Source organism: Ectopseudomonas alcaliphila (assembly GCF_900101755.1).
Lineage (GTDB): Bacteria > Pseudomonadota > Gammaproteobacteria > Pseudomonadales > Pseudomonadaceae > Aquipseudomonas > Aquipseudomonas alcaliphila.
Genome location: NZ_FNAE01000005.1, coordinates 61,236 through 84,304 on the forward strand (window position 1 = coordinate 61,236; position 23,069 = coordinate 84,304).

The 23,069-nt window shown below is 60.2% G+C and carries 19 protein-coding genes and 1 tRNA gene; 12 read left to right on the plus strand and 8 right to left on the minus strand.

Annotated features, from left to right (window positions below; all coding sequences use genetic code 11):
- Nucleotides 1-34: 34 nt before the first annotated feature.
- Nucleotides 35-3,769, plus strand: coding sequence for a bifunctional diguanylate cyclase/phosphodiesterase (locus BLR77_RS16505; protein WP_074679668.1), 3,735 nt, complete (start codon nucleotides 35-37; stop codon nucleotides 3,767-3,769).
- Between the two features lie 16 nt (nucleotides 3,770-3,785).
- Nucleotides 3,786-3,862, plus strand: a tRNA-Ile gene (locus tag BLR77_RS16510).
- Between the two features lie 91 nt (nucleotides 3,863-3,953).
- Here BLR77_RS16510 and BLR77_RS16515 read toward each other — a convergent pair.
- Both BLR77_RS16515 and BLR77_RS16520 read right to left on the minus strand, forming a co-directional pair.
- Nucleotides 3,954-4,172, minus strand: coding sequence for a hypothetical protein (locus BLR77_RS16515; RefSeq protein ID WP_074679670.1), 219 nt, complete (start codon nucleotides 4,170-4,172; stop codon nucleotides 3,954-3,956).
- Between the two features lie 94 nt (nucleotides 4,173-4,266).
- The gene (locus BLR77_RS16520; RefSeq protein WP_074679672.1) at nucleotides 4,267-5,379 is read right to left on the minus strand and encodes an SH3 domain-containing protein; all 1,113 of its coding nucleotides are present in this window, start codon (nucleotides 5,377-5,379) and stop codon (nucleotides 4,267-4,269) included.
- 344 nt (nucleotides 5,380-5,723) lie between these two features.
- On the opposite strand from BLR77_RS16520, the gene BLR77_RS16525 reads away from it, so the two are divergent.
- The 8 genes from BLR77_RS16525 to egtD all read left to right on the plus strand — a co-directional run bounded on the left by BLR77_RS16525 (nucleotide 5,724) and on the right by egtD (nucleotide 15,280).
- The gene (locus tag BLR77_RS16525; protein ID WP_074679676.1) at nucleotides 5,724-6,845 is read left to right on the plus strand and encodes a Fic family protein; all 1,122 of its coding nucleotides are present in this window, start codon (nucleotides 5,724-5,726) and stop codon (nucleotides 6,843-6,845) included.
- Between the two features lie 241 nt (nucleotides 6,846-7,086).
- Nucleotides 7,087-7,731: a hypothetical protein gene (locus tag BLR77_RS16530; RefSeq protein ID WP_074679678.1), complete on the plus strand. Its 645-nt coding sequence runs from the start codon at nucleotides 7,087-7,089 to the stop codon at nucleotides 7,729-7,731.
- On the plus strand, nucleotides 7,728-8,432 hold the full coding sequence (locus BLR77_RS25695; RefSeq protein WP_074679680.1) for a hypothetical protein: 705 nt from the start codon (nucleotides 7,728-7,730) through the stop codon (nucleotides 8,430-8,432). Before BLR77_RS16530 ends, BLR77_RS25695 begins: the two co-directional genes overlap by 4 nt.
- On the plus strand, nucleotides 8,433-9,119 hold the full coding sequence (locus BLR77_RS16540; RefSeq protein ID WP_074679682.1) for a PP2C family protein-serine/threonine phosphatase: 687 nt from the start codon (nucleotides 8,433-8,435) through the stop codon (nucleotides 9,117-9,119).
- Between the two features lie 262 nt (nucleotides 9,120-9,381).
- A complete protein-coding gene (locus tag BLR77_RS16545) occupies nucleotides 9,382-10,152 on the plus strand; it encodes a nuclease-related domain-containing protein (RefSeq protein ID WP_074679684.1) in 771 nt (256 codons plus the stop codon).
- 255 nt (nucleotides 10,153-10,407) lie between these two features.
- Nucleotides 10,408-12,675 carry an OmpH/Skp family outer membrane protein gene (locus BLR77_RS25145; protein WP_139203012.1) on the plus strand — a complete coding sequence of 756 codons (2,268 nt, stop codon included), beginning with the start codon at nucleotides 10,408-10,410 and terminating at the stop codon, nucleotides 12,673-12,675.
- 356 nt (nucleotides 12,676-13,031) lie between these two features.
- Nucleotides 13,032-14,315 carry an ergothioneine biosynthesis protein EgtB gene (gene egtB, locus BLR77_RS16555; RefSeq protein ID WP_074679691.1) on the plus strand — a complete coding sequence of 428 codons (1,284 nt, stop codon included), beginning with the start codon at nucleotides 13,032-13,034 and terminating at the stop codon, nucleotides 14,313-14,315.
- Between the two features lie 2 nt (nucleotides 14,316-14,317).
- Nucleotides 14,318-15,280 (plus strand): L-histidine N(alpha)-methyltransferase, encoded by a 963-nt coding sequence (gene egtD / locus BLR77_RS16560; protein WP_074679693.1) that lies wholly within the window; start codon nucleotides 14,318-14,320, stop codon nucleotides 15,278-15,280.
- A gap of 238 nt (nucleotides 15,281-15,518) precedes the next feature.
- Here egtD and BLR77_RS16565 read toward each other — a convergent pair whose 3' ends face one another.
- Nucleotides 15,519-15,677: a YqaE/Pmp3 family membrane protein gene (locus BLR77_RS16565; RefSeq protein ID WP_074679695.1), complete on the minus strand. Its 159-nt coding sequence runs from the start codon at nucleotides 15,675-15,677 to the stop codon at nucleotides 15,519-15,521.
- Between the two features lie 161 nt (nucleotides 15,678-15,838).
- On the opposite strand from BLR77_RS16565, the gene BLR77_RS16570 reads away from it, so the two are divergent.
- The gene (locus BLR77_RS16570; RefSeq protein WP_074679697.1) at nucleotides 15,839-16,474 is read left to right on the plus strand and encodes a LuxR C-terminal-related transcriptional regulator; all 636 of its coding nucleotides are present in this window, start codon (nucleotides 15,839-15,841) and stop codon (nucleotides 16,472-16,474) included.
- A 3-nt stretch (nucleotides 16,475-16,477) separates the two neighbouring features.
- On the opposite strand, the gene BLR77_RS16575 is transcribed toward BLR77_RS16570, so the two are convergent.
- On the minus strand, nucleotides 16,478-18,103 hold the full coding sequence (locus tag BLR77_RS16575; RefSeq protein WP_074679699.1) for a hybrid sensor histidine kinase/response regulator: 1,626 nt from the start codon (nucleotides 18,101-18,103) through the stop codon (nucleotides 16,478-16,480).
- 195 nt (nucleotides 18,104-18,298) lie between these two features.
- Here BLR77_RS16575 and BLR77_RS16580 point away from each other — a divergent pair, with 195 nt between their 5' ends.
- Nucleotides 18,299-18,667: a hypothetical protein gene (locus BLR77_RS16580; protein ID WP_074679701.1), complete on the plus strand. Its 369-nt coding sequence runs from the start codon at nucleotides 18,299-18,301 to the stop codon at nucleotides 18,665-18,667.
- Between the two features lie 20 nt (nucleotides 18,668-18,687).
- Here the strand turns inward: BLR77_RS16580 and BLR77_RS16585 are convergent, their stop codons facing one another.
- The 4 genes from BLR77_RS16585 to BLR77_RS16600 form a co-directional block, all read right to left on the minus strand.
- On the minus strand, nucleotides 18,688-19,788 hold the full coding sequence (locus tag BLR77_RS16585; RefSeq protein WP_074679703.1) for a GGDEF domain-containing protein: 1,101 nt from the start codon (nucleotides 19,786-19,788) through the stop codon (nucleotides 18,688-18,690).
- An 83-nt stretch (nucleotides 19,789-19,871) separates the two neighbouring features.
- On the minus strand, nucleotides 19,872-21,167 hold the full coding sequence (locus BLR77_RS16590) for a TRAP transporter large permease (RefSeq protein WP_074679706.1): 1,296 nt from the start codon (nucleotides 21,165-21,167) through the stop codon (nucleotides 19,872-19,874).
- Complete coding sequence (locus tag BLR77_RS16595; RefSeq protein ID WP_074679708.1) at nucleotides 21,157-21,633, minus strand: TRAP transporter small permease; 477 nt, start codon at nucleotides 21,631-21,633, stop codon at nucleotides 21,157-21,159. Before BLR77_RS16595 ends, BLR77_RS16590 begins: the two co-directional genes overlap by 11 nt.
- Before the next feature lie 130 nt (nucleotides 21,634-21,763).
- Nucleotides 21,764-22,765, minus strand: coding sequence for a DctP family TRAP transporter solute-binding subunit (locus BLR77_RS16600; RefSeq protein WP_074679710.1), 1,002 nt, complete (start codon nucleotides 22,763-22,765; stop codon nucleotides 21,764-21,766).
- Nucleotides 22,766-23,069: the final 304 nt, after the last annotated feature.

Consider the following 23,069-nt stretch of genomic DNA (forward strand, 5'->3'; position numbering starts at 1 on the left):
ACTGCGACGATATTGATCTCGAAACGAGGCCGTTATGCCCCGCTTGCCGGCCATTGTGCTGTTGTGCCTGGCGTACTGGATGACCCCGGCCCTAGCTCTGACACTCAACGAGGACGAGCGCACCTGGCTGGCGGCCCACCCCGAGCTACGCCTGGGTATCGATGCATCTTGGCCACCCTTCGAATTTCGTGACGACCAGGGCAACTACCACGGCCTGACCGCCGACTACGTGCGCCTGATCGAGAGGCGCCTCGGCGTGAAGTTGCAGCCCGTCGAGGCCAGCAACTGGAGCGCGATCCTGGAACAGGCACGCATGGGCCAGGTCGACCTGCTTCCCGGCGTGATGTCGACGCCCGAACGCCAGGAATACCTGACCTTCACCCGCCCCTACCTGGACTTCCCCATCGTCATCCTTGCTCGCAACGGCGGGCCGCAACCGAGAAAGCTCAATGAGCTGTACGGTTTGAAGATTGCCGTGGTGGCTGACTACGCGCCGCACGAGCTGCTGCGCCAGCAACACCCCGACCTCAACCTGCTGCCGCTGCGCAATGTCGCCGCCGCCCTGCAGGCGTTGGCGACCAACCAGGCAGACGCCATGGTCGGCGACCTCGCCTCCAGCGTCTGGAGCCTGCGCCAACTCAAGCTCGACGGCCTCTACATAAGCGGCGAAACGCCCTACCGCTATCAGCTGGCCATGGCCGCCCCGCGTGGCCAGACCCAATTGGTCGGCATCCTCGACAAACTCTTCGCCGAGCTCAGCAGCGAAGAAATCGCCGCCCTGCAGAAACCCTGGGTCGGCAGCGTGCTGGACAAACGCAACGTCTGGTACACGACCCTGCTCTACGGCCTGCCTGCCGTGCTTGGCCTGCTGGCGGTCATCGCCATCATCCTGCGCATCAACCGCCGCCTGAAACGCGAAATGCGCAACCGCGAAGCGCTGGAGCAGGAACTGCGCAGCAGCGAAAAACACTTTCGCGACATGGTCGAAAGCCTCTCCGCTATCACCTGGGAAACCGAAGCCAGCGGGCTCACCTACACCTACGTCTCGCCCCACGCGGAAAAGCTGCTGGGCTACCCGCTGCACGAATGGCTGGAGCCCGGTTTCTGGCAACGCCACCTGCACCCGGACGATCACCAGCGCACCCTGCGCACCTGCCTGGAGCAATGCGCGGCCGGCAACGACCACGCGCTGGAATATCGCCTGCTCGCCGCCGACGGGCGCACGGTGTGGGTACGCGATATCGTCACCCTGCTGCAGCGCGACGACCGCCAGGTGATTCGCGGCCTGATGGTCGACATCACCGACACCAAACAGACCGAGCAGGCGCTGCGCCTGTCCGAACAGAAGTTCGCCTCGGTGTTCCAGCAGTGCCCTGACATCCTGGTCATCGCCCGCCGCGCCGACGGTGTGCTGCTGGAGGTCAACGCCGCGTTCACCGAACAAACCGGCATCAGCCTCGAACAGGCCATCGGCAAGACCGCCACCGAACTGGATATCTGGGGCGTTCCGGGGATCGGCCCGAATCTGCTGTTGCGCCTGCAGGACGAAAGCCTGCGCAATCTGGAGATGCCCTTCCGCCGCGCCGACGGCAGCCTGTTCACGGGGCTGATCTCGGCCGGCTCCTTCCAGCTCGACAGCATTCCCGCACTGGTGGTGGTGGTGCGAGACATCAGCCAGCTCAAGGCCACCCAGCAGCAACTGCAGATATCCGAGGAGAAGTTCGCCAAGGCCTTCCACGCCTCGCCCGATGGGCTGTTGATCACCCGTCTGCGCGACGGCCTGCTGGTGGAGGCCAACGACGGCTTCAGTCGCATCACCGGCTACAGCCTCAACGAGATTGCCGAACAAAGCACCCTCAGCCTGGGCATCTGGGCCGACCCGAAGGATCGCGAACGCCTGGTGCAACGCATTCGCGAGCAAGGCAGCGTGCGCGACCTGATCGCCCCGGTGCGCACCAAGAGCGGCCATCTGCGCCTCTGCGAACTCTCCGCGCAGCCGCTGCCCATCGGCGGCGACGAATGCCTGCTGACCATCGCCCGCGACATCACCGAACGCCAGCAGATGCAGGAAGAGCTGCAGCAGGCCGCCACCGTCTTCGAAAGCACCGCCGAAGGCGTGCTGATCACCGACCTCGAACAGCGCATCACCGCGGTCAACCGCGCCTTTACCCAGATCACCGGTTACAGCGAAGCCGAAGCGCTTGGCCAGCGCCCCAACCTGCTCTCCTCCGGCCAGCACGACAACGCCTTCTACGCCGCCATGTGGCACAGCCTGGCGGCCAACGGCCACTGGCAGGGGGAAATCTGGAATCGGCGCAAGAACGGCGAGCTGTACCCCGAGTGGCTGACCATCAGCGCCGTGCGCAACAGCGATAACCAGATCACCCACTTCGTCGGCGTGTTCGCCGATATCTCCAGCCTCAAGCATGCCCAGGCGCGCCTCGACCACCAGGCCCACCACGACCCGTTGACCGGCCTGCCCAACCGCCTGCTGTTCGAAAACCGCCTGCGCAGCGCCCTGGATGGCTCACGCGCCGACGACAAGCTAGGCGCCGTGCTGTTTCTCGACCTCGACCGTTTCAAGCAGATCAACGACAGCCTCGGCCACCCGGTCGGCGACCAGTTGCTCAAGGCCATCGCCGCGCGCCTGAAACTGCAGCTGCGCGATGTCGACACCGTGGCCCGTCTCGGCGGCGACGAATTCATCATCCTGCTGCCCGGCCTGCACCAGCCGGAGGACGCCGAGCAGGTCGCGCAGAAATTGCTCGAGTGCTTCCGTGCACCGTTCCAGCTCGACAACCACGAGTTCTTCATCAGCGCCAGCATCGGCATCAGCCTCTACCCCAAGGACGGCCTCGACGTCGCCACCCTGGTCAAGAACGCCGACGCGGCCATGTACCAATCCAAGGCCAAGGGTCGTAACCGCAGCGAGCTCTACACCCGTTCGCTGACCTTCCAGGTCAACGAACGCATGGCCATGGAACAGGAACTGCGCCGCGCCCTGGAGCGCAACGAGCTGTGCCTGTACTACCAGCCCAAGTACTGCCTGCGCAGCCAGAGCCTGGTCGGCGCGGAAGCGCTGGTACGCTGGCCGCACCCGGTGTTCGGCGACATCCCGCCGGATCGCTTCATCCCGGTGGCCGAAGAAAGCGGGCTGATCCTGCCGCTGGGCGACTGGGTGCTGGAAGAAGCCTGCCGCCAACTGCAGGACTGGCAGGAAAGCGGCCGCGACTTCGGCGCCCTCTCGGTCAACCTCGCCGGCGCCCAGCTGCACCAGCCCAGCCTGCTGCCGCGCATCAGCGCACTGCTGCAGCGCTACAACCTGGCGCCGGAGCTGCTGCAGCTGGAGATCACCGAGAACTTCATCATGAACCAGTCCGGCGAAGCGCTGGACATCCTCCACCGCCTCAAACAGCTCGGCGTGCAACTGGCCATCGACGACTTCGGCACCGGCTACTCATCGCTCAGCTACCTCAAGCGCCTGCCGCTGGACGTGCTGAAGATCGACCAGTCCTTCGTCCGTGGCCTGCCGGACGACCCGCACGACCTGGCGATCACCCGCGCCATCATCGCCCTGGGCAACAGCATGCAACTGACGGTGATCGCCGAAGGCGTGGAAACCAAGGCCCAGGAACTCTGCCTGGCCGCCGAAGGCTGCCTGCAGATCCAGGGTTACGTGGTCAGCCGCCCGCTCTCGGCCGAGGCCTTCACCCGGAAATTTCTCCCGCCAGGTCAAGCGGTTGGCGCTGGCGAGAACGCACCGGTATAATCCGCCGGCCTTCTGGGGGCCTATAGCTCAGTTGGTTAGAGCAGAGGACTCATAATCCTTTGGTCCACGGTTCGAGTCCGTGTGGGCCCACCACCTTCAAAGCCGCGCACTGCGCGGCTTTTTTTGTTTCCCGGCAGAGTGCCCGTCTCTTTCACTTTCTATCAGCGTCCACAAAACGTCCCCGCTATTGCCTGTAGAGCCACTCCCGCACACCTTCGGCTTCCTCTGGCGAGAGCTTGAGAAGCATACGGCCACCTTCGCTATTGCCATCAGCTACGATTAAGATTCGCTGCCCTGGATCACTAGGGTCGGCGTAGTCTTGCATAGCGATAACGTAGTCAATATTGACCACATAACGACGCCCATTAACCGTATCAACTACATAAAACCTATCTTTACTCATCTGAACCATTTCCCTGTTTAAAAACTTAATTTGCGCCCCACACTTTAAATAGATTTGATCATAGGACGTGCCCAGCAAAGCATGGCGAACGCAATCATGTGCTATGGATAATATGCCGTGAAGCCCCAGCTTGATCTGAAGTTTTTCGAGGTGTGGGTACTGGTGTGGTCACGGTGAGATGAATCCAACCTTCCACCGACTCGCCTTGATATTCGGCGACCACGCGGAACCACCCCTTTCCATTGTTCTCCAGCACCTCAACTGGCAAGCCAAGTTGCAGCTGCACGATCACTTCCGCCGTCTTGCTGGGCTCAGCGCGGAGCCGTGCGCCATTGCGATTTACGATCCGATAGGAGTCAGCGAGCAACTCTCGCTCATAGTTCGGGAGTAGTGCAGCTTGCTTGGGAACATCAGCGGGTTTTGTCGCGCCAGACATCAGCGCAGTCAAAACCCCGATAGCAACAAAGGTGTTGAAAATGCGTAGAAGCATGTCCCATATCGCCACAATCTGAAGGTATACAGATTGTAAACGCTGCTTTGCCGGCAGCGACAAGGTCTCTGGACGACCGTCAGCAAGAGCCTTGACGATCTCCAAATCAACACTCTTCGCCGGGCCAATCTCGAGCTCTGCGAAGTCCCCGACCTCCAAGCTATCGAAGCCTTCGATGTCCACTAGATGGAAACGAACAGCACTCGGGTCATCCGGCGTCACCAGATAGCTGGCCAACAATGACTCGCGAACTAACTCCTGATACGAGCCGAGCGCAGCAGATAGATCAGCCTGCATCCGAGCACTGGCAGCCTCACGCACCTGAGCCAAGTAGGACGGATTGGTCAACGCAGTCAGTTGCTCCTGCATCTGGGCCAGGTAAGTGGGATTGGCTATCGCCTTCAGTTGCTCCTGCATGTCCACCAGATACGCGGGGTTGGCCAGCGCCTTCATCTGCTTCTGCATGTCCAGCAGATACGTGGGATTGACCAGCGCCTTCATCCGCTCCTGAATGTCCACCAGGTACGTGGGATTTGCTATCGCCTTAATCTGCTCCCGCATGTCCACCAGGTACGCGGGGTTGGCCAGCGCCTTCATCTGTTCGCGCATATCCGCCAGGTACGACGGATTCTTCAATGTCGCCATCAGCTCGCGGAGCTCTTCTGAAGACGAGACAACACCCAGCTGTTTCAGTCGATCTTTGTTCTTACCAGTCATAAGTACATCCCTGTCTAGGCCGGCGACTGCGCCGTCTTGTCTGGTGGGCAAGCGAGTTCAGGTTCACCGCATCAGCTAGGTGGCCGAGGCTGAAGTGGGCATATTTCTGCGTCATGGTCAGGGCGGCGGGGAGTCGGGGGACAGACCACAATTCTCGACAACGAGATATCCAGCGCACTCCACCGTGAAATGTGGCCCAAGGGCTACAAAAATCCAAGGAAATACAAAACATGTAGCCCACGGGCTACATCAGGCAATTAGACAGTGAGCCGAATAGCCGGAATTATCGGCTCACTGAATGAGCCGAATAGGCTCGCTAATCGGCCCATAGATGAACACGCCTTATGAATGACCCGCTCTGGATCTGGCAGCAGCCCAACTGGCCGCACTGCAGCTGGCAAGGTGAAACGCTTGCCCCACTGCTGCGTTCCTGTAGCCAAGCTCAGGGACGTTTGTTGGGAATGCTCGGCGCGGTAGGCAGTGACACCGAAGTACAGAGCAGCCTGGATGCCATGCTGCAGAACATCGTCACATCATCCGCCATCGAGGGTGAGCAACTGAATGTCGGCTCGGTGCGTTCATCACTGGCGCGGCGCCTGGGACTGAACGAAGAAGGCCGCACCACGGCACGCTCCGAAGGCCTGGCGGAACTGCTGCTCGATGCCACCCACGCACATCAAGAGCCGCTAGACGAACAGCGACTGTTCACCTGGCACCGTTGGCTATTCCCCAGCGATGAGCAACTGCTGACTCGACCATTACACATCGGTGCACTGCGTGGCGAAGAGCCCATGCAGGTCGTTTCAGGTCGGATCGACCGCCCCACCGTACATTTTGAAGCCCCTCCTCGCGCAGGGTTGGAAGCGCAACTAGCGGACTTTCTCGCCTGGTTCGAAAGCAGCCGCAGCGATGCCAGCCTAGACCCATTTCTGCGCGCCGGTGTGGCACATTTCTGGTTCGTGACTCTGCACCCCTTCGATGATGGCAACGGCCGCCTCACCCGCGCCATCACCGATCTGGCATTAGCCCAAGGCGAACAGCAGGCCATCCGCTTCTACGCCATGTCTGCGAGCATCCTCAATGACCGCGCCGGTTACTACCGCATCCTCGAAGCCAGTCAGAAAGGTGGGCTGGATATCACCAGTTGGTTGCAGTGGTTTCTCGCAACCTTACTCAACAGCCTGGAGCAGGCCCTTGCCCGTATCGACCGCGTGCTGGTCAAGGCGCGCTTCTGGCAGGCACACCGCAGCCAAACGCTATCGGCGGAGCAAGTCAAAGTACTTAACCGCCTACTCGATGGCGGCGAAAGGGGTTTCGAGAACGGTATCAGCGCAGCCCTGTACCAAGCCGTGACCAAGGTTTCCAAAGCCACCGCGACCCGTCATCTGAGCGACCTGCTGGAAAAGGGCTGCATCGAACGATTACCTGGTGGCGGGCGCAGTACCCGTTACCAGATAGCACGCTGAGCGCCTGAACCGGGCTCATAAGCCCTTGTTGCGTCATCGCGCCATAGGACAATGGTCACAACCCCTTGAGGCATTGAAAAAATTCCCCTTCCCACCCTTCTTGACAGCAATCTGGATAAAGCTCTACAGGCCTTGAATGCCAATCTGCGGCAAACCAGCCAAGCCATTGACAGACGCAACCTGCCAGCGCATAAACTGTCCTCAGTCCTAGGACAAAGGACAGTCGCTAACTGAGGCCGCCATGAAGAGTCAAGATGTTCTGTTGCTAGTCAAGCTGATCTGCCTTGAGCAGCGCGAACGCCTGCAACAGAGGCTTGAGAGCGAAACAGCAGAACTGCTCAAGCAAAGCGACGTCCCCTCACACGACCAGTGGCAAGGCTGGGAGGATGACGCTGAGCAAGATCCACCCGTCCATCACGACAGTTATTCAGTGCGCGCCCTGCAAGCCTCACTGGGCATCAGTAAAAGCGAAATTGCCTCCGCGCTGAAACGCTGCCAACAGACAGGTCTCTTGCGAATAGACCCGAGCACACAGTTACCTCGGGTCAACAGCAAGGCACTGCTGGGCTTCATCGAGCATGGTTTGCGCTATGTATTCCCGGTAAAACCGGCTGAAATCGTTCGAGGCATTCCTACAAGCTTCTCCGCCCCCGTGCTGCAAGGCACCCTGATGAGTGGTGGCGACCTTATCCATGTCTGGCCAGACGCATACGGCAATCGCAAGGGACAATCCATAACGCCCCTGTTCAGGACGGTGCCAGGCGCAGTCAAGAAAGACCCGCGCCTGTATGAATACCTGGCCCTGATCGATGCAATTCGCCTGGGTAACGCCAGAGAAGCCAACCTTGCCAACCAGATGCTGCGCGAGAAGGTGCTGCAGGCATGAGCCGCTCTCATAACATCCAGATGCTCGAAGTGGTCTCCCAGGCGCTTGGTCAGGACTTGTGCCAGCAGGTTGCCTTCGTTGGCGGCTGTACCACAGCCCTGCTATTGACCGACGAATTCAGCCTCGAAGAAGTCCGCTACACAGATGATGTGGATCTGGTCATTCACCTCACCGGCTATGCCCAATGGCAAAAGCTGGTCGAACAGTTACGTGAGAAAGGCTTCAAGCAATCCCCTCAGGATGACGTCGTCTGCCGTATGCGCCTGGGTGAGCTGAAAGTTGACTTCATGCCTGAAGATGCAGAGACCGCCGACTTACTGGGCTGTAACAATCGCTGGTTCAAGGATGGTCTGGCCTGCGCGCAGTGGCATGAACTCCCCAGCGGTTGCCGCATTCGCCTGTTCACCCCACCCTACTTTCTCGGCAGCAAACTCGAGGCCTATGCCGGGCGTGGCGCGCACAACCCATTGGGGAGCCAGGATCTTGAAGACATCCTCAACTTGGTCAATGGCCGCGAAGAACTACTCCAGGAAGTTGAAAGCGCCGCACCCGAGCTACGCGCCTATCTGGCAGAAAAACTTACGGAGCTACTGAACAACCGCGACTTCGCCTACCTGATGCAGGATGCCGCCCGTGGCGATAACGAACGTGAACGGATCATCTGGCAGCGGCTGCAACATATCGCCCAGGTAGCGACCTGAATGCGTGCAATCGTGCAATGGCATACTCAGACCGGTAAACGCATGGCCGACAACCGCGATGCTTATGCCCACATGGACCTGCCACATGCCAGTTTTTATCTGGTCGCCGATGGCAGCAGCCGCCACCCAGGCAGCGGCGAACTGGCCAATGCTCTGCTGGCAGAGCTGATCCAAGGAATCGGCCGCCTACCTGCAACCGCTCTGAACCGGGAGCGATTGCCCGCAGAGTTGCTGCAGCTAATCGACGACAGCCATCGAACCCTGTGTGAAACACACCCGCATGCGGCCTGCAGTTACCTGGTTCTATGCCTGCTGGCCGATACCGCGCTCAGCATCCACGAGGGCGACTGCTGCCTGGGCCTTGTAGAAGCCGCAGATGCAATCAGTTGGCTGACTCCCGTGCACTGCATGGCCAACTGGCAAGGCAGCCTCACGCATGCCGAGCTTGCGCAAATGCCATCACGCCACCGCCTGACGCGCTGCTTCAGCCCCAGACGCGTTGGCGACCCCGAAATCAGGGACTGGCCGCTTACCGCCAATCAGCGCTGGCTGCTGGCGACCGATGGTTTCTGGGCCGGGCTGAGCACTTCACAGCAGCAACATTTCTTACATGAAGGTCACCTGAACGCACCGCCCACGGATGACGATATCAGTTGCCTGAGCATCATCACGTCACCCATTCCATGAGCCGAATAGCGCCTGTATTCGGCTCATGGATAAACAATCCTTTTGAATGACCCGATCTGGTTCTGGCAGCAGCCCGGCTGGCCACACTGAAACGTCTTCAAAGGCACCAAACCTGGCCTAGCCGCCTAGCGGCCATAGGACAATGGTCGCGATCCCCTTGAGCGATTGAAAGCAATTAGCCATTATCCAGATCAGTGCCAGGCACCTGGATTTCGGCACACCTGCTCGCCCAGCCATAAAGCAGCTCTGCTCAAGGAAGAAAATGGATTACAGCCCGATAGTCGCCCAGGTCTGGGGCATGCTGACCTGGTTCATCCCAGCAGCCCTGCTGATCGGCCTGCTCAAATCGCCCTGGGCCAAGGGGCAGATCGGTGAACTGCTGGTGCGCCTGTTCGCTCATTGGCAGCTGGACAAGCAAACCTACCGCCGCCTGCATAACGTCACGCTCGACACGCCTGACGGCACCACGCAGATCGATCACGTATTCCTCTCGCCCTACGGCATCTTCGTACTGGAAACGAAGAACATGAGCGGCTGGATCTTCGGCAGCGAAAAGCAGGCGCAGTGGACGCAGAAGCTCTACAAACGCACCTTCAAATTCCAGAACCCGCTGCGGCAGAACTACAAGCACCTCAAAGCCCTGGAAGCCACCCTTGGCGTCAACCCTGAGCACCTGCATTCGGTCATCACCTTCGTCGGCGGCAGTACCTTCAAAACCGAGATGCCAGCCAACGTCACCCAGGGCATTGGCTTTATTCGCTATATCCAGTCATTCCAGCAGCGGGTATTTAGCGAGGCTGAAGTCGACGCCATGCTGCAAGCCCTGCAAAAAGGCCGCCGCGCGCCAACCCTCGCCACCCAGCGTGAGCATGTGCAAAACCTCAAGCGCAGAAGTGATCCGACAGCCGAGCGGCAATGCCCGAAATGTGGCAGTGCGCTGCTGATTCGTACCGTGAAATCTGGGGCGAAAGCGGGGCAGCAGTTTTGGGGCTGCTCAACCTTCCCCAGATGCAAAACCATGCAGAGTCTTTGAAAGGATTCCTCGTGCAGAAAATAAATCTGTCCCCTTTTCTCTGTCCCCTTTTCTCCTTTTCCTTAAAAAGAATCACACCCTTGGCAGCCATTTGCCATCGCTCGGGCCGTTTAGTAGCATTTTGCCTCCACGGCACAATTAGAACCGTTGAAGCAGGTCGTCAGTACGTCTGCAGCCGGCTGAGTTAGATTTTCACTTTATTTGTAAAAGCTAGGGACTATTATGCAAGCTGGCACCAAGACTGGGGCATTTAATATGAAAACCGATTACGAGCGTCCACTCATTGCATATGCATATTTAGCTCAATCAGGAGCACAGAATGATATTCTCAGCGGGCTTGTGCCGCTGCTGGCGCCGATTGCAAAATCTAGGGCAGGGAAGAATTTCGACAGGGACTTTTTAAGTGCCGAACTAAAGCGTCTTTATGGTATAGAAGTACATCCATGGGCTGTAGATGAGCTAGCCCCAAGGATGGAAAAAGCTGGAATACTAGTCAAAAAAAGCATAACAAAAGCCGGCGCAATATATAGCTACACAGATTCGCTCGGAGAAGAGCTAAGCACAACCTCTGAAGAAGATATTCAGAACACGCTTGAGGATTTTATAAACTACTCTAAAGAAATTATGCTTCAGGCAAAAATCAATGTGCCAGAGGATTTGCTGAGAAAGCATTTTTTCAACCAAATTGTCACTTCTGATTTTCAAGTCAGGCTGATTAAGCCAAGCACCCCACCCAAAGATGGCCGAAGGATTCTACAACTAAAAGAGAATAAAGAGTTAAGCGAAGACGAGGTAAGCGACAGCGAGGAAGTTCAGAGTTCCGAGCCATCTCAGCAAAAGCAAATAGACCAAATGAAAATCATAAGCGCCTCCTATGTTTTACATACGAGCGTGAACAATAAAAAGATATACGAACAACTCCTACACATTGCAAGCGGTGCAATCCTCGCAGAATACATATTAAACCTCCGCGAGCCTAATAATAACTTCACTCTTTCTTCTCTAAGGATCTATCTGGACGGACCTCTTGCCATGTCCTACCTGGATTTAAACGAAGAAAAGGCCTCAAATTACACACTCATGCTTATAGAGAGCTTGAGGGATAAAGGCGCCTCTCTACTCATATTCAAAGGGCATGTTGATGAAATAAGGGATAACTTAAGATCCGCAATGAGTCAGGATGGTAGCGGTATTCGGCGACCTACTCATCGAAGAATGCAAGGTGCGTCATTTAGATCCTATGCGCAATCCATCTTGTCTGATCTTGAGGGGACATTCCGCAGAAAGCAGATCACAATAGTATCGCCTTCAAAAAGTCCATCCTACTTTAGTGATGATGCTATGGAGTCACTAACACAGGCATTGGGCGACTACGCATATCATGCCCGGGAGCGTGATGCTCAAGCAGTAGGTGGTGTCATACGCCTCAGGGCCGGCAAAATAAACTCTAGAAGTTTTTTTCACGAATGCCAACATATCTTTCTCACTGAGAATAAGCGTGTGGCATCTGCGTCCTTTAATTTTGCCATCGAAAAGATTGGTTATAAAGAGAACTATGTTCCGCCTGTTGTAACCGATAGATACCTGGCCGGGTTAATGTTTGTGCTTTACGGTGGTGAAGCAGCAGCCAAATTAAACCATCAAAAACTACTTGCGAACTGTGCATCTGCACTTGAGCCAAACCATGCACTGCTGTCAAAAGTTACTACTTTTCTTAGCGACGTGACTGACAGCAGAGCAGGAGCCTTCGTAGAGTTGATGACAAGCTCACGCGCCTCTCAGCACAGAGCTATTTTTCTTCTTGATGAAACTAGAGTCATACACGACCTAGCAGATGCTGAAAAAGCGTTTGAAGACTTTGAGGTGGAAATTAAACGCAGCATGGATGCTGAGTTTGCTGTTGAGAGACAGAAGATAGCAGAAGCCCATAAAGCTGAAATAGATGCTGCCGCTGCATCTAGGGCCACTCTGGAGCTTGAGCAAACCCTTGCAGACGCACAGTACAAAGAAAATATCGCACAGCAAAATATTGCGATAAACAAATTAGAGCAGGAACTGATATCCAAGACACAAAGCCTTGATTCTCTCTTTGAGCGCCAAGCTAAACAGGAGGCTGCTTTTGCTGCTAGTCAGCTAGAAGACATTAAAGACTTACTTACCGAAGCTATAAAAAAAGTCAATCAAGAGCAAAAAATCACCTCGTGGAGCTTAGGCACTATCAGCTTCATTATCATTGCCCTAGTGAACCTATGGGGACTAAACATCGGAAACAGCCTTACTCTAAAGATAGCTTGCGCAACTTTATTAGTGCTCGTCCCTTTTGCGCTATCAAAGATATCGAAAGCTTTTGCGAATAGAAAAATCTTAAGCCGCAGACGTGATAAATTTTATCAGCTTCTTAAGTCCAGGTCGAATCTTCGAAATATTGCCAACAACTATAATTTAGATTTCTCAACTGGAGAAGCCGAGTTATTGACGGAGAGTAGCGAGTGGATTGCCATAGATACCAACAGGCGTACCTAGCACTCCTCCCTACTCAGCGCAGCTTGATAAAAATCCCTGCGAACCTCTGGGGGCGCTTATCTAGCATTTAGAACGATAGCCTAGCTGTATATCTCCATCAAACATATAAAGCCTCGCATTATTACCTTTGTTCACCATTCTATGCATGCGCGCTGTTCGGATCACCAAATGAGCCGAATAGCGTTCCTAATCGGCTCACGCCGCGGCAGAGCCAGAGCTGCGCGGCTTTTGTGTCTATGCCTCTGCGCCTTAGCTCAAACCCTCGCCGCCCAGCCACTTTCCCTGAACCTTTCCCACCCCCATCCAGTCGGCTTTAGAACCGCCGCGTTCCGCGGCGCCGGCAAAGGATGCGTGTTATGCGAGACCGCACCAGCAGGATCGCCACTTCACCGCTGCACGTCGAACAGCTCTGGCAGCGTTATCAGCGGGTGCGCGCTGCCAGCGAGCGGATTTGCGAGCCGCTGGAGCCTGAGGACTATGTGATCCAGAGCATGCCTGACGTCAGCCCGCCGAAATGGCATCTGGCGCATGTCACCTGGTTCTTCGAAGCCTTCGTGCTGCAGCCCTTCCTGCGGGGTTATCGCCCGCTGGATGAGCGCTACGACCATCTGTTCAATTCCTACTACAAGACCCACGGCACGCCCTTCGAGCGGGCGCGGCGCGGGCTGTTGTCGCGGCCGACGGTGAGCGAGGTGTATGCCTATCGCAGCCATGTCGATCTGGCCATGGAGCGATTGCTCACCCGGCGGGGCGGCGACCTGGACGATGAAGTGCTGCAGCGGGTCGAGCTGGGGCTGGAGCACGAGCAGCAGCATCAGGAGCTGCTGCTGATGGATATCAAGCACATCCTGGCGCAGAACCCGTTGCGACCGGTCTATCGCCACGATCTCAAGCCGGGCGGTGCTGCGGCAGGCAAGCTGCAGTGGGTTCGCTTTCCCGCCGGGCTGCGGCATGTAGGCCATACCGGCGAGGACTTCGCCTTCGACTGCGAGCGGCCGCGCCACCGGGTGTTCGTCGAGGCCTTTCAGCTTGCCAGCCGGCCGGTGAGCAATGGTGAGTATCTGCAGTTCATCCGCGATGGCGGTTATCGCAGCACGGCGCTGTGGCTGGCGGACGGTTGGGACCATATCCAGCGTGCCGGCTGGCAGGCGCCGCTGTACTGGCTGCGCGAGGGCGACGACTGGCTGGAGCTGACTCTGGGCGGCCCGCGCGAGCTGGATCTGGATGCACCGGTCTGTCACCTGAGCTACTTCGAGGCCGAGGCCTTCGCCACCTGGGCGCAGGCACGTTTGCCACGCGAAGAGGAATGGGAAGTGGCCGCGCAGGACGAACCTCTATGGGGCAATTTCGTCGAGAACGATCATCTGCAGCCGGTGGCCGCGAGTGCCGGCGATGGCCTGCAGCAGCTCTATGGCGATGTCTGGGAGTGGACGGCCAGTGCCTATCGGCCCTACCCCGGCTTTAGCCCGCTCGGCGGCAGCCTGGGTGAGTACAACGGCAAGTTCATGTCCGGGCAGATGGTGCTGCGCGGCGGCAGCTGCGCCACGCCTGAAGATCACGTGCGCCCCACCTATCGCAATTTCTTCTACCCCACGATGCGCTGGCAGTTCTCCGGCCTGCGCCTGGCCAAGGAGCTCTGAGCATGGCATTGGCAATCCGTACCCACGAACAGTCGATCAGCCCGGAACAGGTGGCGCTGCGCGAGGAAGCGCTGCGCGGCTTCGCCGCACGGCCGAAAGCGATGTCGCCGAAGTTCTTCTACGACCATCGCGGCTCGCAGCTGTTCGAGCTGATCTGCCAGCAGCCGGAGTACTACCCGACGCGCACCGAGGAAACCATCCTGCGCCTGGCGGCGAACGATATCGCCGAGCTGGCCGGGCGCAACGCCAGCCTGGTGGAGCTGGGCAGCGGTGCCAGCCGCAAGATCCGCCTGCTGCTCGAAGCCCTGCGCCCGGCGCGTTACCTGGGCATCGATATCTCCCGCGAGTTTCTGCAGGTCTGCACCCGTCGTCTGGCGGCCGACTATCGCTGGCTCGACGTGCACGCGCTGTGCGCCGACTTCAGCCAGCCCTTGAAGCTGCCAGCCGAAGCACTGGGGCAACGTCCACTGGCGTTCTTTCCCGGTTCCAGCATCGGCAATTTCGACCCGGATCAGGCCCGCGCCTTTCTGCGCAACCTGCATCAGGCGCTGCCGGCAGGCAGTGGTTTGCTGATCGGTGTGGATCTGGTGAAGGACCGCCAGGTGCTGGAGCGCGCCTACAACGACCAGGCCGGGGTGACTGCGCTGTTCAACCTCAACCTGCTCGAGCGCATCCGCAACGAGCTGGACAGCGACATCGACCCGCGCCGCTTCCAGCACCGCGCCTTCTACAACGAAGCCGAGTCGCGCATCGAGATGCACCTGGTCAGCCGGCAGGCACAGCAGGTGCGCATCGAGGATCGCGTGTTCGACTTCGCCGCAGGCGAGACCCTGCACACGGAAAACTCCTACAAGTACACGCCAGCCATGTTCCGCGCGCTGGCAGACGAATGCGGCTTCGCCTCCGTCGCCATGTGGCGCGACCCGGCGCAGCTGTTCAGCGTGCATTTTTTGCGGCGGGAGTGAGGGACGGCGAGAACCCACGGTTGCGTAGGGTGGGTTAGCGGCGCCGAATGCCGAGTATTCCAGACGCAAATGAAGATGGTGCGCCGCGTAACCCACCAGACGATGGACGGCGTTGCGCCGATGATGGGTTACGCCGCAGCCGGCAATGCGAATCGATCGGCAACGTCACAGGCGGCTAACCCACCCTACGAGAGCAGCGTCCGGCGCCGCTTGCCCAAACACATCAGCCAATAGGGCCTCAGCGTTTGGCGATGATGTACACCGCGTGCACGATGCCGGGGATGTAGCCGAGCAGGGTGAGCAGGATGTTCAGCCAGAACGCGCCGCCGAAACCGACCTGAAGAAACACGCCCAGCGGCGGCAGCAGAATGGCGATGAGGATGCGGACAAGGTCCATGCGGTACTCCTTTGCTTTCCATAAGGGGGTACTGAAGCAGACCCGGTACAGCGCCTTGCAGTTCATATCGGATGGACAGCGCCTGCCCGATACTGAGAACCGGCCGCTGGCGCCAGCACGGATATGGACTTAGTCTGGGGGCCAAGATGGAAACGCCCGGCATGCCTGAACAAGCACGACAAGAACGCATCATAGTGGCCGACGATCATCCGGTTTTCCGTGATGGTTTGTGCCGTATCGCCCAGCGCGTCTTCCCCCAGGCATGCATTCTCGAAGCCGGAGACATGGATCAGGTACTGAGCCTGGCTCGCTCTGGCGCTGCGCCCAGCCTGTTCATGCTCGACCTGCTGTTTCCCGGGCAGTCGCCGCAGGCCATCAGTGCGTTGCGTCAGGCCTTCGAACGCAGTTCGATCGTGATCGTGTCGATGGTCGACAACCGCGAGTTGATCGACGAAGTGATGAACGCCGGCGCGGACGGTTTCATCGGCAAGGCGACGCCGCCGGATGAAATCGCCAATGCCTTGCTGGCCGTGCGCGCCGGCGAGTTCGTCCTGACCCTGGGCCCCGCCGGAGTACCGGCCTTCGCCGAAGACCGCCATCTGCTGGAACAACTGACGCCCCGTCAGCAGGAGGTCCTGCTGCTGGTGGTGCGTGGTCTTTCGAACAAGGAAATCGCCCGCGAACTGGCCATCTCTCCCTTTACCGTGCGCATCCATGTGTCGGCGCTGCTGCGCATACTGGACGTCAACAGCCGCGCGGCGGCCGCCGCCAAGGGTGCCAAGGCCGGGCTGGTGTAAGCCCTAGGCGGCCTTGAGCTTGAGCGCGACCAGCAGTGAACGCAGTTCGGCGGGCTGCACCGGTTTCGACAGGATCGGAATATCGCTGTCGCCCACCTGTTCCTGTACACGGCGTATGTCGTGCCCGGTCATGATGATCGCCGGCACATTGCGCCCGCTGCTGCGCCGCACGTGCTGAATGCAGTCGGCCCCCGAGGCCTCGGTGCCGAGGTCGAAGTCCGTCACCACCAGGTCGAAAGGTGTCGATACATCGGGCAGCGTACTGAAGGTGGCGACCTCACAGCCCCACTTCTTCAGCAAGGTGGCGGTGGCGAGCAGGACGTTCTGGTCATCCTCGATCAGACACACCCGTAAACCCTCCAGCATGCGTGGCGACTGAAGGTTGCTGCGCCTGGCGGAGGGCGTCTCGCTCGGCGCCGCCACCCGCTGCAGCCCATCGATCACCGCACGCGTGCCACGGGTCTCCACGGAGCGCACATGGACCCGCATCTCCATCAGCGCACCCAGGCGCCGGACGATGGCCAGCCCCAGGCCCATACCCTCGACATCGCTGTCACGCTCCTGACGCACGCGGTAGAACTCTTCGAAGATGCTGTCGAGATGGCCTGCGGCGATGCCACGGCCCTTGTCGTAGACCTCGATGGCGAGGCCCGTCCCGCGGCGCCGACAGGCGATCAGCAGCGGCTTGCCTGGGGCATATTTCAGGGCATTGGATAACAGGTTCTGCAGCATGGTGGTGAGCAGAACCGGGTCAGCCCGCACGTGCAGCGGCGGGCAACGCAGGCGCATCTCGACTCCGGCCCAGCGCGCCGCCTCGGCATTCTGCTGAATGAGTTGCTGCAGCAGGCTGCGCAGCTCCAGCGGCTCCATCTGCGGCACCACCTTGCCACTGTCGAGCGAATACATATCGAGAATCGTGCGGAACAGGCGCGCGACGCTGTGCAGCGATTTGTCGATGTTTTCCACCAAACGCCGTTGCTCGGTGTCCAGGCTGCTGTCGCGCAGGCAGGCGGTGAACAGGCTGATGGAGTGAATGGGCTGACGCAGGTCGTGGCTGGCCTGCGCGAGAAACTGCGACTTGGCTCTGGTGGCTGCCTGCTCGGCCTCGGCGGCCAGACGTGAGCGCTTGAGCAGGGCGTGCATGTAGGCCGGCGCCATCAAGGTCGTGAGCAGCAGCGTGACGATCAGGTAAGGCTGTGACTGCCAGTACTCGGATGTGCATGCGGTTACCGTCAGGGACAGCAACGCCATGAGGGTAGCCAGCAGCAGATAACCGGAACCGTAGCGCAAGCCGTAGCCGATGGTGACCCAGATCAGAATCGCATAGACCGGCAGCATCGCCGCGCCGCCATATGCCAGGACCACCGTGATGCCCGCATAGTCGGTGAGCATGGTGATCAGGCGCCGCCCCCGGTAATTACCCGGGCGCCTTCGGATATCGAACCAGATCAGCGTGGCAACGACGCTGAAAACGCATTCCAGGACAAAGATCTTCCACACCAGCCCCGGATCGATCAGCGAGAAATGATAGAGGGCCACGATGTAGCAGGCTGCGACCGACATGAAGATCATCCGCACCCCTGCCTGGGCGCGTTCGGTGTCGTAGGAAACGGAGGCGGTCCCGGACATGGCAATTCCCTGCTGATCCAGCTCATGTTCTTATGCCGGCACCTTAGGCCGTAGTCATCGAGCGACGCAAGGAACTGCTTGGCAGGCACGGCGACACTAGTACACCCGTACTATTTCGTGTCGCCCCACCCATTCCTAGAATCCGGGCAACGCCTCGGCACTGGGTCGAGGCCCGGTCATGAAAGGGAATGCCTGATGAACATCAAAGGAACACTGGGAGTTTTCATGAGCGCTGCGGCGTTGGCCTCACTTAGCGGATGCCTGGCGCAGAACACGCAAACCCAGGGGCTGCATAACACTCAGCTGGCCAACGACCCGTGCGCCCCGAGCGCGACCAGCAACCTCATCGCCACCGGACGCAGCCTGCTGGATATGGCCAATACCGTGCTGGAGACTCAGCAGAGCTTCAATGGCAATTCCGCAACGTATGCAAAGCGCATGGAGGTTGCGGAAAATGCACAGAAGGTCAATCAGGGCCATAACGTGCTGAGCAACGTCGAGAGCCTGGCCGGCGCCGGCCAGCCGTCTTGCGTACCAGCAGCGCCAGCCAGCGCGGCACGCTGAGCGGCGAACAAGCCGGACGCTCAGAAGCGCACGTCGAACTTGTCCAGCAGCAGCTCGGCCGGGATGTCGGTGCTGACCAGTTGATTGCGTCCGCGCTGCTTGCCGCTGTACAGGCGGCGGTCGGCGGCGCGGTAGAGTTCGGCGGCGCTGTGCCCGTCCACGGGCCAGGCGGCCAGACCGAAGGTGGCGGACAGCGCGATCTGTTCGCCGTCGTATTCCAGCGGCTGTTCGGCGATCTGCTGGCGCAGTTTTTCCACCAGCGGGTCGGCGCCGGCGCTGTCGGTATGACGTAGCAGCAGGCCGAATTCCTCCCCGCCCAGGCGACCGAGAAAATCGGTCACGCGCAGGCGCTGCTGAAGTATCTGGCAGATGTGCTGCAGCGCCATATCGCCCGCCTCGTGCCCCCACTGATCGTTGACCTGCTTGAAGTGGTCGACGTCGAGCAGCACCAGTACCAGATGCCCATTGCTGCGTTCGGCCTCCTGAATGCTGCGTTGCAGGGCGTGCTGGAAACTGCCGCGACTGGCCACGCCGGTCAGCGAGTCGGTCTGCGCCAGACGCTGCAGCTCTTCGTAAGCCTGCATGCGCAAGCCGTCGTAGATGTGCACGAACACCAGGATCAGCACGCCGCACAGGGCGGCGTTACCCAGGTCGATCAGGCCGTGTGTATCCAGGGTCAGGTGGTTGTCGGCGAAGTACAGCAAAAGCCCGGCGAACATGAAGGGCGCGGTCAGCATGAAGGCGCGCTGCTTGCCAAGCAGCAGGTAAGCCAGCAGCGGGATCATGTACAGCCAGACGAACGCCGCCGCTGAGGCGTCCGGCATGACGATGATGTAGAGGATGAAGCAGAAGGTCGGGATCAGGTACAGATAGATCCACAGGTACAGATGGCGGGCGCGTTCGATGCGCCAGGCGCCGAACAGCAGCACGGCGGTGCACAGCACTTCGAGGATGGCGAAGGGGTAGTTGCCGGCCAGGGTCTGCAGCACGGCAAAGCCGCCGAGGGTCAGGCCGGTGGCGAGCAGGATGGTGCGCATCAGCGCGCGCTTGCCCGACTCGCGCAGCCCTTCGCAGTGCCCTGCGCCTACATCCCTGTGATCGTTATAGTTGCCGTCACTCATCTTGGTGCCCAGCGCTGCCGCCCCCAGCGGTGCGCAGCCCCCCGCTGCGCACCATCAGGCAACTATAGACGGCCTTGCCTGTTTTACACCGCGTAACCCAGCACGCGCGGCAGCCACAGGGCGATTTCCGGGAAGATCGCCACCAGTAGCAGGGCGCTGGACATCACCAGCACGAACAGCAGGGCCCAGCCGACGGTCTGCTCCAGGCGTATCTTGGCCACTTCCGCCGTGACCATCAGGTTGATCGCCACCGGCGGGGTGAACTGACCGATGGCGATGTTCATCGCCAGCAGGATGCCGAACCACACCGGGTTCCAACCGAAGTGCTGCATCACCGGAATCAGGATTGGCATGAGGATCAGATAGATCGAGATGGCATCAAGCAGCATGCCCGCCAGCAGCACGGCGAGCATCACCAGCGCCAGCAGCACCCAGCCGTTGTCGGACAGGGAAATCAGCCACTCGGCCAGGTGGCGGAAGGTGCCGAGCATGGTGCCGGCCCAGGCGAAGATGCCGGCCAGGGCGATGATCAGCATGACCACGCCGGAGATCACCCCCGCCTCGCCACACAGGCGCCAGAGGCTGCGCCAGTCCAGCTCGCGGGTGACGAACAGGCCGATCAGCACGCCATAGGTCACACCGACCACGGCGGCTTCGGTAGGGGTGAACAGGCCGCTGCGCAGGCCGCCGAGAATCAGCACCGGGGCGAACAACGCCGGCAGCGCCTGCTTGAAGCTCTCGCCCAGCGGCGGACGCTCGCCAGCTTCCGGCGACTCCCAGCCGTAGTGGCGCGACAGCAGCCAGGCCGGCAGCAGCAATACCAGGCCGGCGAGAATGCCGGGGAACAGGCCGGCGGCGAACAGCGCACGCAGGTCCACGCCTGGCACCACGATGGAGTAGAGAATCAGCGCGATCGACGGCGGAATCAGGATCGCCGTCGAGGCCGAGGCGGCGATCAGCGTGACCGAAAACGGCTTGGGATAACCCGCGCGGGTCATGCTCGGCAGCATCACCATGGCCACGGCGGCAGCATCGGCCGGGCCGGAGCCGCTCATGCCGCCCATGATCAGGCACACCAGCACCGCGACCATGGCCAGGCCACCGTGACGTGGGCCGATCAGCGCCTGGGCGAAGCGCACCAACCGCAGCGCCACGCCGGCTTTCTCGAACACCAGGCCGGTGAGGATGAACAGCGGAATGGCGATCAGCGGGTACTTGGCCACACCGTTGTAGGTGTTGGTACCGAGGGTGGCGAGCATGTCCGGCGACAGCCCGGCGATGATGCCGATGGCCCCGGACAGGCCGAGGGCGAAGGCCACCGGCACGCCGAGCGCCAGCAGCACGATGAAACTGAGGATCAGCCACAGATCAGGGCTCATCGCTGATCCTCCCGCGCAGGCGATCGAGGGTCATCTGGGTCAGGCGCACGAACACCAGCAGCGCCAGGATCGGCAGCCAGATCACGTACCACCAGTTGGGCAGGCCGAGGCCGGGCGACTCGGAATCCCACTGGAATTCCTCCCAGGCGAACTGGCCACCGAACCAGCACACCAGCCCCAGCACCAGCACGCCGGCCAGCCACTGCAGCAGGATCAGCGGCGTGCGCAGGCGCGGGAACAGGCGCTCGAGCAGGCCGATACGGATATGCCGGTTGCTGCGCATGGCCACCGAGGCGCCGGCGAAGGTGAGAATGACCAGCAGGAACACCGAGATTTCCTCGGTGAAGGCGAAGGATGCATCGGTGAAATAGCGCACCACGACGTTGGCCAGGCTGATCAGGCTGATGATCACCAAAGCCAGGGTGGCGAGCACGCGCTCCAGCGGCGCGTCGACTTGCTTGCTCATAGGAACCTCGAATGACCGGGCAATGCGCTCATGCGGTGGCGCGCCCCCTGCCCTCTCCCCCACCCCCTCTCCCGCAAGCGGGAGAGGGGAGCAGAGCAGGCTAAGGGAGCTTCCGGTCAGATAAAACGAATCAGGGCTGGGCCACGGCCTGGCGCGCGGCGTCCATCAGCGCGTCGCCGATGCGCGGTGCCCATTTCTCCTGCACGCTGGCAGTGGCTTCGACGAAGGCGGCGCGTTCGGCGTCGGTCAGCTCGATCACTTCCACACCACGCTCACGTACGTCGACCAGGCGTTGAGCCTGAGCGCCGCGCGACAGCTCGATCTCCCACTTGCCAGCGTCGATGGCGGCCTGGCGCAGCAGTTCGCGATCTTCCTCGGGCAGGCCTTTCCACACGCGCTGGTTGACAGCGAACACCAGCGGGTCGGCCATGTAGTCCCACAGGGTCAGGTATTTCTGGCCCACCTGGTCGACGCGCGCCACGTCGAATACCGACAGCGGGTTTTCCTGGCCATCCACCGCGCCGGTGGTCAGCGCCGGCTTGGCGTCGGCCCAGCTCATCTGCGTGGGGTTGGCGCCGAGGGCGTTGAAGGTGTCCTGGAACAGCGGCGAGCCGACCACACGAATCTTCAGGCCAGCCATGTCGGCCGGGCTGCGCACCGGCTTGGACGAGTTGGACAACTGGCGGAAGCCGTTCTCGCCCCAGGCCAGCGGCACGATGCCGCGCTGTTCGATGGCGGCGAAGGCCAGTTTGCCGGCTTCGCCCTGGGTGATGGCGTCGAGGTCGGCATCGTTCTTCATCAAAAACGGCAGGGAGAACAGGTTGAGTTCCGGCACCTGCGGCGACCAGTTGATGGTCGAGCCCACGGCCATGTCGATCAGGCCGGAGCGCATAGCGGAAAATTCCTTGGTCTGATCGCCAGCGACCAGCTGCGCGTTGGGATACACCCGCAGGGTGATACGCCCCTCAGAGCGCTCGTTGACCAGATCGGCCCACTTTTGCGCGGCCTGGCCCCAGGGGAAGGCATCCGAGAGCACGGTGGAAACGGAGTATTCACGCGCCTGCGCGGTGGCGCACAGGGCGGTCAGCGCAGCGCCAGCGGCGAGCGCGGAGAAGAGTCGCTTGAGTTTCATCGGGGCGTCCTTGTATGGATCTTGGTCATTGTCGTTGTGGCACCGGCAAAGCGGTGCGGATCCAGCGGCGGGCGGATGGCTCGCCTGGCGCGCCTGGTCGGCACGCGAAAGGGACACGGCAGGTGTCACGGCTGCCGGGCAGGCCTTGTGGGCGATCGGCAGGTGCCGGCGGGTTACGCGCGGCCGCCCAACTATTCCAGAAGCGCGCGGCGAATGCCATTAGTCGAAGGCCGCTGATCACCGCCGGTTGACTTGCCAGACGCAGGCGCTAGAGTGCGGCGCCATGCAACGTCATATCCAACCC